12 protein-coding genes, 1 tRNA gene and 1 riboswitch are annotated in these 12,696 nt (G+C 71.7%); of the genes, 7 read left to right on the top strand and 6 right to left on the bottom strand.

What is annotated here, in order from left to right; translation table 11 throughout:
• Position 1: 1 nt before the first annotated feature.
• Complete coding sequence (gene cobW, locus WJM96_RS14450; RefSeq protein ID WP_424813219.1) at positions 2 to 1,033, bottom strand: cobalamin biosynthesis protein CobW; 1,032 nt, start codon at positions 1,031 to 1,033, stop codon at positions 2 to 4.
• Complete coding sequence (locus tag WJM96_RS14445) at positions 1,030 to 1,401, bottom strand: DUF1636 family protein (protein WP_424813218.1); 372 nt, start codon at positions 1,399 to 1,401, stop codon at positions 1,030 to 1,032. The genes cobW and WJM96_RS14445 overlap by 4 nt, the downstream gene beginning before the upstream one ends.
• Before the next feature lie 106 nt (positions 1,402 to 1,507).
• Positions 1,508 to 1,719, bottom strand: a riboswitch (cobalamin riboswitch).
• A 93-nt stretch (positions 1,720 to 1,812) separates the two neighbouring features.
• Here WJM96_RS14445 and cobU point away from each other — a divergent pair.
• The 3 genes from cobU to WJM96_RS14430 are packed head-to-tail and all read left to right on the top strand — an operon-like array spanning position 1,813 to position 4,378.
• A complete protein-coding gene (cobU, locus tag WJM96_RS14440; protein ID WP_424813217.1) occupies positions 1,813 to 2,307 on the top strand; it encodes a bifunctional adenosylcobinamide kinase/adenosylcobinamide-phosphate guanylyltransferase in 495 nt (164 codons plus the stop codon).
• Positions 2,304 to 2,918: a cob(I)yrinic acid a,c-diamide adenosyltransferase gene (cobO, locus tag WJM96_RS14435; RefSeq protein WP_424813216.1), complete on the top strand. Its 615-nt coding sequence runs from the start codon at positions 2,304 to 2,306 to the stop codon at positions 2,916 to 2,918. Before cobU ends, cobO begins: the two co-directional genes overlap by 4 nt.
• The gene (locus tag WJM96_RS14430) at positions 2,918 to 4,378 is read left to right on the top strand and encodes a cobyric acid synthase (protein ID WP_424813215.1); all 1,461 of its coding nucleotides are present in this window, start codon (positions 2,918 to 2,920) and stop codon (positions 4,376 to 4,378) included. The genes cobO and WJM96_RS14430 overlap by 1 nt, the downstream gene beginning before the upstream one ends.
• Here WJM96_RS14430 and cbiB read toward each other — a convergent pair.
• Both cbiB and cobD read right to left on the bottom strand, forming a co-directional pair.
• Entirely contained in the window at positions 4,362 to 5,294 is a 933-nt protein-coding gene (cbiB, locus tag WJM96_RS14425) for an adenosylcobinamide-phosphate synthase CbiB (RefSeq protein ID WP_424813214.1), read from the bottom strand. The genes WJM96_RS14430 and cbiB overlap by 17 nt on opposite strands.
• Positions 5,291 to 6,241 carry a threonine-phosphate decarboxylase CobD gene (gene cobD / locus WJM96_RS14420; protein ID WP_424813213.1) on the bottom strand — a complete coding sequence of 317 codons (951 nt, stop codon included), beginning with the start codon at positions 6,239 to 6,241 and terminating at the stop codon, positions 5,291 to 5,293. Before cobD ends, cbiB begins: the two co-directional genes overlap by 4 nt.
• A gap of 84 nt (positions 6,242 to 6,325) precedes the next feature.
• Here cobD and WJM96_RS14415 point away from each other — a divergent pair, with 84 nt between their 5' ends.
• Positions 6,326 to 7,177 carry an intradiol ring-cleavage dioxygenase gene (locus WJM96_RS14415; RefSeq protein WP_424813212.1) on the top strand — a complete coding sequence of 284 codons (852 nt, stop codon included), beginning with the start codon at positions 6,326 to 6,328 and terminating at the stop codon, positions 7,175 to 7,177.
• Here the strand turns inward: WJM96_RS14415 and WJM96_RS14410 are convergent.
• Together WJM96_RS14410 and WJM96_RS14405 are read right to left on the bottom strand one after the other, a co-directional pair.
• Positions 7,174 to 8,142: a Bug family tripartite tricarboxylate transporter substrate binding protein gene (locus WJM96_RS14410; protein WP_424813211.1), complete on the bottom strand. Its 969-nt coding sequence runs from the start codon at positions 8,140 to 8,142 to the stop codon at positions 7,174 to 7,176. The two genes, WJM96_RS14415 and WJM96_RS14410, sit on opposite strands and share 4 nt — an antisense overlap.
• A 54-nt stretch (positions 8,143 to 8,196) precedes the next feature.
• Entirely contained in the window at positions 8,197 to 9,468 is a 1,272-nt protein-coding gene (locus WJM96_RS14405) for an NAD(P)/FAD-dependent oxidoreductase (protein ID WP_424813210.1), read from the bottom strand.
• 247 nt (positions 9,469 to 9,715) lie between these two features.
• Between WJM96_RS14405 and WJM96_RS14400 the strand changes: the two genes are divergently transcribed.
• The 3 genes from WJM96_RS14400 (at position 9,716) to WJM96_RS14390 (ending at position 12,341) form a co-directional block, all read left to right on the top strand.
• Positions 9,716 to 11,380 (top strand): tetratricopeptide repeat protein, encoded by a 1,665-nt coding sequence (locus WJM96_RS14400; RefSeq protein ID WP_424813209.1) that lies wholly within the window; start codon positions 9,716 to 9,718, stop codon positions 11,378 to 11,380.
• 11 nt (positions 11,381 to 11,391) lie between these two features.
• Positions 11,392 to 12,276: a 4-(cytidine 5'-diphospho)-2-C-methyl-D-erythritol kinase gene (locus tag WJM96_RS14395; protein WP_424813208.1), complete on the top strand. Its 885-nt coding sequence runs from the start codon at positions 11,392 to 11,394 to the stop codon at positions 12,274 to 12,276.
• Positions 12,267 to 12,341: transfer RNA gene (locus tag WJM96_RS14390), tRNA-Gln, on the top strand. Before WJM96_RS14395 ends, WJM96_RS14390 begins: the two co-directional genes overlap by 10 nt.
• Positions 12,342 to 12,696 lie beyond the last annotated feature (355 nt).

The following is a 12,696-nucleotide window of genomic DNA, read 5'->3' as shown; positions in this document are numbered from 1 at the left end:
CCTACCCGGCGAGCGCCCTCGCGACCGCGCCCTGGTCGAAGCCCTTGAGCCCGATCACGACAAGCCGCCCCTGCCGCGCCTCGGCCGGGCCCCAGGCGCGGTCGAACTGCTGCGTCACCCGCTGGCCCACCGCCTGGACGAGAAGGCGCAGCGGCTTGCCGGCGACGGGGCAGAAGCCCTTGGCCCGCAGCACGCCCGTCACCGCGCAGGCGGCGGCCACGCGCGCGGCGAGCGCGGGGGCGTCCGGCGCCTCGGGAAGGTCCATCACCACGGTGTCGAAGTCGTCATGGTCATGATCGGCCTCGTCGTCGTGATGGGTGCGGCGATTCTCGATGTCGGCCTCGGTGCCGATGCCCAGGCCCAGCATCACGCCGGGATCGAGGCGCCCTTCCGCGCTCGTCACCACATGCACGGTTCGGGGCAAGGTTTCCGCGATGGCCGCCTGCGCGCGCTGCATCGCGGGCGCATCCAGCAGGTCCGCCTTGGTCATGACCACGAGATCCGCGCAGGCGATCTGGTCCTCGAAGACTTCCTCGACCGGATCCTCGTGATCGAGCGAGGGGTCGGCCGCGCGCTGGGCCGCCAACGCCTCGGGGTCCGCCGTCACGCGGCCTTCGGCCAGCGCCGCGCCGTCCACCACGGCGACAACGCCGTCCACGGTGACGCGGCCCTTGATGGCCGGCCAGTGGAAGGCCTGTACCAGGGGCTTGGGCAGCGCGAGGCCGGAGGTCTCGATGAGGATGTGCTCGGGCCGCGGCTCCAGCGCCAGAAGCGCATCGAGCGCGGGCACGAAGTCGTCGGCCACGGTGCAGCAGAGACAGCCGTTGGCGAGCTCGATGATGCCCTGCTCGTCGCAGGCTTCCGCGCCGCAGCCGCGCAGGATCTCGGCATCCATGCCGACATCGCCGAACTCGTTCACGATGACGGCGAGGCGCCGCCCCTGCGGGTTCTGCAGCATGTGGCGGATCAGCGTCGTCTTTCCGGCGCCGAGGAAGCCCGTGACGATGGTGCAGGGAATGCGCGCGAGGCTCATGCCGCGATCCCCGGAACGGGCGGGATGCGGGCGATCAGGCCGCGTTTCAGCACCTCCGGCCGGCCGCGCCATGGCATGAGCCCATCGGCGGAGGCGCCCAGGAGCAGCGCGCCCTCCACCACCGCGGAACCATCGGCGGCGTCGAGCCCGCCGAAGACGTAGCTCCAGCCGCCCTCACGGACCATGGCGACCGAGGGGCCGCGGCGGCAATTGCCGAGGCATTCCACCTCGCGCAGCTCGACGCCCTCGGGCGCGTGCAGGGCTGCGGCGAGGCGGGCGCCGGCACGCGGTGCCTCGGGCCCGTCCTCGGGATGGCGGCAGGTGGTGCAGACGAACAGCGTCACCGGCACGGGATGGGATTCAGTCAAGCGCAACTCCTCCGGGTCCGGGGCGGACACGGCCAGCGGGATGCGATGGCGGCGCAGGGCGCCGTCGCCGGAATGGCTAACGCACCGGAGCACCCCGCCCGGTACGTGGGTCTGTGGCGAGATGGCAGGTCTCCTGGCTCGCGGATCCACGCCTGGCGCCGCCTTCCCGGGGTGCCCGAAGGCGCTCCAGTGGCTGATTGGCGCAGGCTCACCGCTCACAGTTGCGGGGGCAGCCATGGCTTCGGAGCCTCTCGGCGACCGTTCCATGTTCCCTTTTCACCCCAACTCCCATTGGGGACCATCAAGCTCAGCCATGAGAGACACGGGCGGCGGCCCGCTGTCAACGCCGTTCGGGAGACCGTTGCGGTTCGCCCCGGCTGCGGCCATGGTCCGCGGCCCATGACGAAGCGGATGACCCTGGTTCTCGGCGGCGCGCGTTCCGGCAAGAGCCGCCATGCGGAGGCGCTCGTGCAGGCGCTGCCGGCGCCCTGGACCTACATCGCCACGGCCGAATCCTACGATGCCGAGATGACGGCGCGCATCGCGGAGCATCGCGCCCGCCGCCCCGCCGGATGGACCACCATCGACGCGCCGCTGGACCTGGCCGGCGCCATTGCCGCCGCCCCCCCCGCGCCCCTGCTGGTGGACTGCCTGACGCTCTGGCTCAGCAACACCATGCTGGCCGAGGCCGATATCGAGGCCGCCGCCGAGGCGCTGCTGGCGGCACTCCGCCAGCGGACGGACGAGACCGTGCTGGTTTCCAACGAGGTCGGCTCCGGCATCGTGCCGGCAACACCGCTCGGCCGCCGCTTCCGCGACGCGCAGGGCCGCCTTAACCAGCGCGTCGCGGCCGAGGCCGACGAGGTGCTGCTGATCGTCGCCGGACTGCCCCTGAGGTTGAAATGAGCATCACCGAGGAAGAAGCCGCCCGCCATCGCGAGAAGATGCGCCGCCGCAAGGAGGTGCAGGACGCCGAGGTCGCGTCCAAGCCCATCGTGGAAAAGGGACTGCTGCTGGTGAACACAGGGCCCGGCAAGGGCAAGTCCACCGCCGCCTTCGGCCTCGCGCTGCGGATGCTGGGCACCGGCGGGCGCGTCGGGGTGGTGCAGTTCGTGAAGGGCGCCTGGCATGCGGGCGAGCAGGACGGCTTCGCCGCCTTCGGCGAGCGCGTGCAGTGGCACAGCATGGGCGAAGGCTTCACCTGGGAGACGCAGGACCGTGCCCGCGACCTCGCCGCTGCCGCCCGTGCCTGGGAACAGGCCAAGCGCATGCTGGCCGACCCCGCGTTGGACCTTGTCGTGCTGGATGAGCTCAACATCGCGCTGCGCTACGAGATGCTGGATATCGCCGAGGTGGTCGCGACGCTGACCTCGCGGCGCGAGGGGCTGCATGTGGTCGTCACCGGCCGCAACGCGAAGCCGGAGCTGATCGCCGCCGCCGATTGCGTGACGGAGATGGGCGCCGTGAAGCACCATTTCGCGGCAGGCGTGCGCGCCCAGAAGGGCGTGGAGTTCTGATGCCGGCGCGGAGCCTCATGTTCCAGGGCACGGGCTCCGATGTCGGGAAGTCGCTGATCGTCGCGGGGCTGGCCCGCGCCTTCACGCGGCGCGGTTTGCGCGTGCGCCCCTTCAAGCCGCAGAACATGTCGAACAATGCCGCCGTGACGGAGGACGGCGGCGAGATCGGCCGCGCCCAGGCCCTGCAGGCGCGCGCGGCATGCGTGCCGGCCAGCGTCCACATGAACCCCGTCCTGCTGAAGCCACAGAGCATGACCGGCGCGCAGATCGTGGTTCAGGGCCGCATGCGCAGCAGCGCGAAGGCCGCCGAATACCAGCAGATCAAGGCCGGGCTGATGCCCGATGTGCTGGACAGCTTCGAGCGCCTGCGGGCGGAGGCCGACCTCGTCCTGGTCGAAGGCGCCGGCAGCGCTTCGGAGGTGAACCTCCGCGCCAACGACATCGCCAATATGGGATTTGCGCGGGCCGCCGGGGTGCCGGTGGTGCTGATCGGCGACATCGACCGCGGCGGCGTGATCGCGAGCCTCGTCGGCACGCAGGCCGTGCTGGATGCGGCCGACGCGGCCATGATCCGCGGCTTCGTGGTGAACCGCTTCCGGGGCGATCCCGCGCTCTTCGCCGATGGGATGGCGCTGGTCGCCCAGCGCACCGGCTGGGCGCCCCTCGGCCTCGTGCCCTTCCTGCCCGAGGCCGCGCAGCTTCCCGCCGAGGACGCGCTGGCGCTGGACGATGCGCTGCCCCGCCGGCCCGGCGCGGCCATGCGCGTCGCCGTGCCCGTGCTGCCGCGCATCGCCAATTTCGACGATCTGGACCCGCTGATCGCGGAGCCCGCCGTGGAGGTGATTCGCGTGCGGCCCGGCGAGCCGCTGCCCGGCAACGCGGAACTCGTGATTCTGCCGGGCTCCAAGGCCACGATCGCGGATTGCATCGCGCTGCGGGAAGCGGGCTTCGACGTGGATATCGCGGCCCATCTGCGGCGCGGCGGCGCGGTGCTCGGCCTTTGCGGCGGCTACCAGATGCTGGGGCGAGAGATCCACGATCCCGACGGCATCGAGGGCCCGCCAGCCAGCACGCGCGGCCTTGGCCTGCTGGATGTCTCGACGGTCCTGACCGGCGACAAGCGCCTCGAAGCCGTGCAGGGCCGCAGTGCCGATGGCGCGGCCTTCCAGGGCTACGAGATGCATATCGGAGCCACCGAAGGCCCTGATCGCGCCCGTCCCTTCGCGCGACTGTCGAACGGCGAAGCGGAGGGCGCGATCTCGGCCGATGGGCGCGTCTTCGGCACCTATGTGCACGGGCTTTTCGCGCATGATGCGCAGCGGGCGGCGTGGCTGGCGCGCTTCGCCGCCGGCGCGCCCGCCATCGGCTACGAGGCGCGCGTGGAGGCGGCGCTGGATGCGCTGGCGGCGCATCTGGAGGCGCATCTCGATCTGGAGAGTTTGCTCAGGCTATCGCGATGACGACGAGCGTCGCGACGAACGCGATGCCGATGCCGTCCGCCACGAGGAAGACGCGCAAGGCCCGCCGGATGTCCGCCGCCGTGGCGTCACGGCGGCCGTCCCCCATGAAGCCATCCTCGACCATCACGCCGCCATAGGAGCGCGGCCCGGCCAGCGCGAGGCCGAGCGCGCCCGCCATGGCCGCCTCCGGCCAGCCGGCATTGGGCGAGCGGTGACGGCGAGCGTCGCGCCAGATCGCGCGCCAGGCACCCCGAGCATCCTCCCGCAGCACCAGCGCGGACAGCCAGATCAGCAAGGCCGATAGCCGGGAGGCGGGCAGGTTCAGCACGTCATCCAGCCGCGCCGCCGCCCAGCCGAAGGCCAGGTACTTCTCCGACCGATGGCCGATCATGCTGTCGGCCGTGTTCACGGCCTTGTAGACCGCGCCGCCCGCCACACCGCCCAGGCCGATCCAGAAGGCCGGCGCGACGACGCCGTCCGAGAAGTTCTCCGCCAGGCTCTCGATGGCTGCACGGGCGACGCCGGCCTCGTCGAGGCTCTGCGGATCGCGCCCGACGATGTGCGACACGGCCTCCCGGCCGGCTTCCAGCCCGCCGGTCTCCAGGGCCGTGGCCACGCGCGCGACATGATCGTGCAGGCTGCGCTGGGCGAGCAGCGTGCTGGCCCCGACAGCCGCCAGGACCGTTCCGAGTTCATCCACCACGAGCCCCAGGATCGCGGCACCCAGGACCAGGATCACGACCGTCAGCACGCCCCGCGCGCGTCGCGCGCCGAAGCCCAGCCTCGCATCGTTCAGCCCACGGTCCAGCGCGGAGATCACCGCGCCGATGGTGATCACGGGATGGCCCAGCGTGCGAACCAGCCTGTCCGGATAGCCGAACACGGCCTCCACCAGCAGGGCGAGCAGCAGGATCATGCGAGCGCGGCGGCCAGGCGCGCGCGCGCCGCCGCATCCGGCGGCAGGCCGAAGCGCAGGCGGTCGGGCCAGAAGGCGAAGCGTCGCGTCAGGATCCCCGCCCGCGCCAGCCGGTCATGCGTGCCGTCCGGTACGCGCGCGAGGCGGAAAAGCGAGGTTCCGCCCAGGACCTCGCAGCCGCCCGCCGCCAGCACCGCATCCAGAGCCGCGGCCTCCTCGCGCAGGCGCCGGCGCATGGCGGCCGGCCAATCCTCGTCACCCAGCGCAGCGAGCCCAGCGAAAAGCGCCGGCCCCGACACGGCCCAGGGCCCAAGCGAGGCGCGCAGCCGTGCCGCGAGCGGCGCGGGCGCGATGGCAAAGCCCAGCCGCACCCCGGCCAGGCCGTGGAACTTCCCGAAGGAGCGCAGGACGACGAGGCCGCCCGACCCGACCTGGCCCGCCACGCTCTCATCGGCGGGCGCGGCCTCCATGAAGGCTTCGTCCACGACGGTCAGCGCGTGATCCCGGGCGAGGGACAGCACCTCGGCGCGGGCCAGGAGGCGGCCGTCCGGATTGTTGGGGTTGACCAGGGTCAGCATCTCGGCCGGCCCATCGGTCAGCGCGTGGCCCGCCAGGGTCGCGGCGCGGGCATGCTCGGCATAGGTCGGGCCGGGGATGCGGGCCCGGCCGGGCGGAAGGAGACGCGCGATCCAGGGCAGCAGGATCTGCGTGCCGGGCGCGGCCACGACTTCCTCCGGCAGGGCGCCGGTGCGCCGGGCCAGCAACGCCTCCAGCCGGGCCACCGCGTCGGGTTCCGGCAGGCGGGTCAGGGCCTCCGGCGGGAACCCAGGCAGCGGATAGGCAAAGGGGTTGATGCCCGTGGAGAGATCGAGCCAGGGCTCGGGCGCCGTGGGAAAGCGTCGCCGCGCCTCGCCCAGATTGCCGCCATGCGCGATGCCCTGCTCCATGCGCGGAGGCTTAGAGGCCGGACAGGTTTTGGCAAGGTGACCGCAGCCGCCGCCATGCCAGAATGCGCGACCGGGAGGCCCCTCATGCGAGACCTGAACGAAGACAGCATCACCCAGGCGGTGCTCGACCGCTTCGCCGAAACGCCTAACCCGCGCCTGCGCGCGGTGATCGAAAGCCTGGTGCGCCACCTGCACGGCTTCGTGCGCGAGGTGGAGCCCAGCTTCGCCGAATGGGAGAAGGCCATCGCCTTCCTCACGGCGACGGGCCATATGTGCGACGGCAAGCGGCAGGAGTTCATCCTGCTGTCCGACACCCTGGGCGTCTCGATGCTGGTGGACGCCATCAACCACCGCATGCCGGAAGGCGCCACGCCCACGACCGTGCTCGGCCCCTTCTTCCTGGAGGGCGCGCCGGAGCTTCCGCTCGGCGCCACGGTCGCGCCGGCACATTCGGGCGAGAGGATGCATGTCGCCGGCGAGGTGCGCTCGGCGGGCGGCGAGCCGCTTCCGGGCGCCGTCATCGACATCTGGCATTCCGACGAGGACGGCTTCTACGACGTGCAGCGGCCGGAAAGCGCACCGATCCGCGCGCGCTTCCGCAGCGATGCGAAAGGCCGCTTCCATTTCTGGACCAGCATGCCCACGGCTTATCCGGTGCCCGATGACGGGCCGGTCGGCGACATGCTGAAATCCACGGGGCGGCATTCCATGCGCCCCGCGCATCTGCACTTCATGATCGCGGCACCCGGCCACGAGACGCTGGTCACGCACATCTTCGCCGAGGGCGACCCGTATCTCGACAGCGATTCCGTCTTCGGCGTGAAGGAGGCGCTGATACGCCCCTTTGCGGCCGAGCCGCCCGGCACGGCACCGGACGGCTCGGCCGGCCCGTGGCGCTCGCTGCGCTACGACTTCGCACTCAAGCGGGACCACTAGTCGACCGTGATATGGGCCTCGCGCACCACGCGGCCCCATTTTTCCGACTCGCTGCGAATGAAGGTCGCCAGTTCCTCCGGCGTGCTGGATTGCGGGTCCACGCCGGCCGCGGTCATGCGTTGCGCGACGGTCGGATTGGCCAGCGCCTCGCGCAGCACGTCGTTGAGCCGCGCGACGGCGGGCGCCGGCGTGCCGGCGGTGGTCATCACCGCGCCCCAGGACGTCGCGGTCGCCTGCGGCAGGCCGAGTTCGGCAAGCGTCGGGACATCGGGCATCAGGGCGTGGCGCCGCGGCCCCGTGACGGCGAGCGCGCGGAGCCGCCGGTCGTTCACCGCCCCCACCGCCGCCGCGATCTGCACCAGCATCATCTGGATATTGCCGGCAATCAGGTCGTTCATCGCCCCGCCCGATCCGCGATAGGGCACGTGCTGGATGTCGATGCCCGCCGCGATGCGGAACAGCTCCGCCGCCGTGTGGGTGGAGGCCCCGTGACCGGAGGAGCCGAAGGAGATCACCCCCGGCTGCGACTTCGCCAGGGCGATGAATTCCCCGAGGTTCCGCACGGGCAGGGAGAGCGGCAACACGATCACCATGTCGCTCGTGTAGCACATGCCCACGGGCGCGAAGTCGCGCGCGGGGGAGAAGCTCATGCTGCGGTAGATATGCGCGTTGGTACTGAGCAGGCCCGTGACGCCCATCAGCAGCGTGTGCCCATCCGGCGCCGCGCGGGCCACCATCTCCCCGCCGATATTGCCGCCGGAGCCGCCGCGGTTCTCCACGATCACCGGCTGGCCCAGCTTCTCGCCCATCTGGTCGGAGACGAGGCGCGCCGCGACATCCGTGCTGCCGCCCGCGACGAAGGGCACGATCATCCGCAGGGGGCGCGTGGGCTGCCAGCCCGCCTGGGCGCGGGCAACCAAGGGGGCCGCGAGACCAGCGGCGAGAACGGAACGGCGTAGCATCATCGGACGGCGCCTCCCCGCGCCTTTCGGCACAGGGTCGCACAGCCCTCCGGCGAGCTAAAGCCCGAAGCGGTCGCGCAGCCTTCCCTGCAGGATGGTCCAGGCCACGCCGAGCTTCCAGAAGCCGTGGAAGGGAATGGGCTTGATGGGCAGCACCGGCATGTCGAGCTCCGCGACCGGCTTGCCCTGAAGGCGCAGCGCGATCTGCCGGCCCATCGCGGTCGCCATCGCCACGCCGCGGCCGTTGTAGCCCAGGCCGGCCAGCACGCCCGGCGCGGGCTCATGCAGATGCGGGTAGTGATCCGGCGTCATGCCGAGCTGGCCGTTCCAGCCATGCGTCCATTCCACGCCCGTCAGGTCCGGCCAGAGGCGCGCGGCATATTCCATGAGGTAGCGCACAGGCTCGATGCTGGTGAGCGGCGATTGGGGGCCGCGCCCACCCATGAGCAACCGGTTCGCCTGGTCCATCCGGTAGTAGACCGTGATGTGCCCCGCCTCGTAGAGCGACGCGCGGTGCGGCATGACGCGCGCCGCCACCTCGGCCGGAAGCGGTGCCGTGCAGGCGATGGAGCTGAAGACCGGCACGACGCTGCGCCGCAGGCCGGGCCAGAGATCGCCCGTATAGCCGTTGGTGGCGAGCACGATCTTCTCGGCGAGCACCTCGCCTTTGGGCGTGGTGACGCGCCAGCCGCCCGGCACCTGCGCGAGAGCCGTGACCGGCGTCGCGCCATGCACGCGCGCGCCGAGTTGCATGGCCGCGCGCGCCAGGCCGCGCGCATAGGAGAGCGGCTGCAAGTCGCCGCCACGGCGGTCGAGCATGGCGCCGGCATAGCGGCCGGTGCCCGTCAGACGGGCGGCACCTGCGGCATCGAGCATCTCCACCGGCCAGCCGCGCCGGATGCATTGCTCCGCGGTCGCGCCCACGGCGACGGCATTGGCATCCCCGATGGCCGCGCGGATCGTGCCTTCCTGCCGTGCCTCGCATAGGATCTGGTGCCGGCGGATGAGCTCGAACACCGCATCCGGCGCGCCATAGGACAGCGCCAGCATGCGGCCACCGAGATCCTGGCCGAAATCGGCCTCCACCTCGTCCGGGTTCGGCTTGAGGCCGGGGTTCACCTGCCCGCCATTGCGGCCGGAGGCTCCCCAGCCGGGCTCCTCCGCCTCCAGCACCAGGACATCCGTGCCGGCCTCGGCCAGGTGCAGCGCGGCGGAGAGGCCGGTGAACCCGGCGCCGATGACGCAGACCGAGGCCCGGGTCGTACCTTCCAGCACGGGGGTATCGGCCGCCGGCGTCGCGGTCTCGGCATAAAGGCTGGGCGGAAGCATGGCCTACTCCTGGGGTGGCGCTGCGCGACACCGCGCCCGTCGTCAAAACCATATGATCCGCCGCATCCCGCGCGAAGCCCGGGTTCCGGAGGCGCGGTGACGAGGGCCCATCGGTGCCGAAATGTCACATTTTGAACGCCCCCTGTGGAGAACAGGTCACGCCCCATAGTGCAGTGCATTCAAGTGCTGTTAGAATTGGCGCATGGGTTCACCCCACCGCCCCCCCGGGTTCCTTGTCCTGGCCACTGTGCTGCTCACGGCTTGCGCCGCGGGCGCCTCGGATGTTGCCGACCGCAGCGGCCGCATCGTGCCGATGTCAGGCGAAGCGACGGCGACAGGAACCGTTTTCGGCAATTTCCTCGTCGGCCGCTTTGCCGCCGACGAGCAGGATACGCGCGTCGCGGCCGACAACATGCTCTCCGCCCTGCGGGTGGAACCCAACCAGCTCGACCTGGTGCAGCGCGCCTTCCTGGCCGCCGTGATGGACGGCCGGCCCGAGGCGCTGCGCCTCGCCCGCCGCCTGCCCGAGAACTATGCCGCCCAGCTGGTGCTGTTCGGCGCCGACATCACCGGCGCGCGGTGGGAACGCGCCGAGACCAGGGCCCGCAGCATCGGACGGCAGGGCCCGGTGCAGACCCTGCAGCCCGTCATGATGGCCTGGGCGCTGTCCGGACGGGGCCAGGTGGACCAGGCCATCGGTCTTCTCCGCCCCCTCGCCGAGCAAGGCCGGTTCCGCGCCCTGAACGCGCTGCATGCCGCGCTGATCGCCGATGTCGCCAACCGCCCCCGCGAGGCGGAGCGTTTCGTGCGGCTCGCCCTCGCCGGGCAGCCGGAGCCCACGCTCCGCCTGTCGCAGCTCGCGGCCGGGATCCTCAACCGCGCGGGACGGACGCAGGAAGCCGTGCGCCTGCTGGACCAGCTGGCGGAAACGCACGACGAGCTCGCGCTCGCGGCCCTGGAGCCTGCGCGCAGCGTCGTGCTGAGCCAGCGCGCCATCCAGGGGCCGGCCGACGGCGTGGCGGAAGCCTATGTGGCGCTCGGCAGCGCGCTGCGAGGACAGGGGCTGGAGGAACTGGCCGGGCTCCTCGCGCGGCTGGCGCTGCGGTTGCGCCCGAATTTCGGCCCGGCGATCCTGCTGCTGGCCGATACGATGACCGAAGGCGAGCAGCTCGAAGCCGCGATTGCCATGCTGGGCAATGTCAGGCCGGACGATCCGCTCTACGGCCCTGCCCAATTGCGCCGTGCCGGCCTGCTGGACCGGCTGGACCGCTTGACCGAGGCCGAACGCATCCTCGCCGAGATGACGGCGGCCCTCCCCCAGCTGCCCCAGCCGACGACGCGGCTCGGCGACATCCTGCGCCGGCGGGGGCGCTTCGTGGAGGCGGCGGCGGCCTACGACTCCTCCATCGCGCGGATCGAGCAGCCCCGTGAGTTCGACTGGCCGCTCTTCTACGCCCGCGGCATCGCCCGCGAGCGTTCCGGCAATTGGCCAGGCGCGGAGGCGGACTTCCTGCGCGCACTGCAGCTCTCGCCCGACCAGCCCTATGTGATGAACTACCTCGCCTATACCTGGGCCGATCAGGGCGTGAATCTCGACCGTGCCCGCCGCATGCTGGAGGAAGCGAGCCAGCAGCGGCCGCAGGACGGCAACATCGCGGACAGCCTGGGATGGGTGCTGTTCCGCATGGGCGACATCCCGGGCGCGATCCGCCAGCTGGAGCGCGCGGTGGAGCTCGAGCCGCGCAATTCCACCGTCAACGATCATCTGGGCGACGTCTACTGGGCGGCCGGACGCCAGAGCGAGGCGCGCTTCCAATGGCGGCGCGCGCTGACGATGGATCCCGAGCCCGCCGAGGCAGCCCGCCTGCAGGCCAAGCTCGCCGGCGGCCTTCCCATGCCCGTGAGCCGCTGAGCCTTTCTTCGATGATCCGCGAATACGCGCCGGCCAAGGTGAACCTGTATCTGCACGTCACCGGCCGCCGGCCGGACGGCTATCACCTGCTGGACAGCCTCGCCGCCTTCGGCCCCGCCGCCGATGTGCTGGAGGCCGCGCCGGCCGACGATCTCTCCCTGACCCTCGATGGCCCCTTCGGCGAGTCCCTGGCGGCGGAGCCCGACAACCTCGTGCTCCGCGCCGCGCGCGCCCTGGCCGATGCGGCGGCGCGCCGGCCCGGCGCCGCCCTTCGCCTGACCAAGAACCTTCCGGTCGCCTCCGGCATCGGCGGGGGCTCGGCCGATGCGGCGGCGGCCCTGCGGGCCCTCAACCGCCTATGGAATTGCCGGCTGGACGCCGCGCGGCTGGCCCTGCTGGCGCAGCCTCTCGGGGCGGACATTCCGGTCTGCGTGGAGTCGCGGCCACGCCTGATGCAGGGCGTGGGCGAGATCATGCGCCCGGCGCCTCATCTGCCGGATGTGGGGCTGCTGCTGGTCAATCCGCGCGTACCGCTTGCGACGCCCGCCGTCTTCCGCGCGCGGCAGGGGGATTTCACACCCGCCGCTCGCCTGCCCGAAGCCTGGCCGGATGCGGAGGCGATGGCGGCCCATCTGCGCGGGCTCCGCAATGACTTGGAGGCGCCCGCGCGCGCCCTCTGCCCCCTGATTTCGGACGTGATTTCCACCCTCGCCGCCCTGCCCGGCTGCCTCCTGGCGCGCATGAGCGGGTCCGGCGCCACATGTTTCGCGCTCTTCCCCACGGCGGAGACCGCCCGGCAGGCCGCGGCCCTGTTGCCGGCGGAATGGTGGAGCTTCGGCGGGGGGCTTTACGAAGGCGGCGCGCCGTCGCTACATCCGCCGGCCGGTGGGGTGTAGCCAAGCGGTAAGGCAACGGTTTTTGGTACCGTCATTCCTAGGTTCGAATCCTAGCACCCCAACCACCCAGTCAGCCTGTAACAGACGTTTCCGAGGTTTCGGCCCCTCCCCCGTGAAAGCCCGCCTTTAGGGCCAGGCACGCGAAGGTCTCGGGCCACTCGTACCCGGGAGACGCTGGCTCGGCGGGCTCAGCCGGCGGAATGCCGATTCGCTCTCTCATGGCCATTCCGGCATCTACGGATGGAGTCAGGTGTCGGTCCGGACCGTGACGTATGGCCGGCCGCGCCCTGCCCGGGCCTGGTTGGTGAAGCCCCTGGTGCCTAAGTCGATGTCGCGCCGATGCCGGCATGCGGCTCGACGGAGTGGTGCCGGTCATGGCGGCCGCACCGGTGACGAACCCGCTCTTGCGCGCGATCGCAT

This window comes from Roseococcus sp. YIM B11640, assembly GCF_049727625.1.
Classification (GTDB): Bacteria; Pseudomonadota; Alphaproteobacteria; order Acetobacterales; family Acetobacteraceae; genus Roseococcus.
This window is presented reverse-complemented; position numbering and strand designations above follow the sequence as displayed.

Bases quoted from the DNA above. Each gene is read 5' to 3' on its own strand.
- cobW (WP_424813219.1), bottom strand. From the start codon at position 1,033: ATGAGCCTCGCGCGCATTCCCTGCACCATCGTCACGGGCTTCCTCGGC.
- cbiB (WP_424813214.1), bottom strand. From the start codon at position 5,294: ATGATCCTGCTGCTCGCCCTGCTGGTGGAGGCCGTGTTCGGCTATCCG.
- WJM96_RS14395 (WP_424813208.1), top strand. From the start codon at position 11,392: ATGATCCGCGAATACGCGCCGGCCAAGGTGAACCTGTATCTGCACGTC.
- cobO (WP_424813216.1), top strand. From the start codon at position 2,304: ATGAGCATCACCGAGGAAGAAGCCGCCCGCCATCGCGAGAAGATGCGC.
- WJM96_RS14410 (WP_424813211.1), bottom strand. From the start codon at position 8,142: ATGATGCTACGCCGTTCCGTTCTCGCCGCTGGTCTCGCGGCCCCCTTG.
- WJM96_RS14430 (WP_424813215.1), top strand. From the start codon at position 2,918: ATGCCGGCGCGGAGCCTCATGTTCCAGGGCACGGGCTCCGATGTCGGG.
- cobU (WP_424813217.1), top strand. From the start codon at position 1,813: ATGACCCTGGTTCTCGGCGGCGCGCGTTCCGGCAAGAGCCGCCATGCG.
- WJM96_RS14405 (WP_424813210.1), bottom strand. From the start codon at position 9,468: ATGCTTCCGCCCAGCCTTTATGCCGAGACCGCGACGCCGGCGGCCGAT.
- WJM96_RS14415 (WP_424813212.1), top strand. From the start codon at position 6,326: ATGCGAGACCTGAACGAAGACAGCATCACCCAGGCGGTGCTCGACCGC.
- cobD (WP_424813213.1), bottom strand. From the start codon at position 6,241: ATGGAGCAGGGCATCGCGCATGGCGGCAATCTGGGCGAGGCGCGGCGA.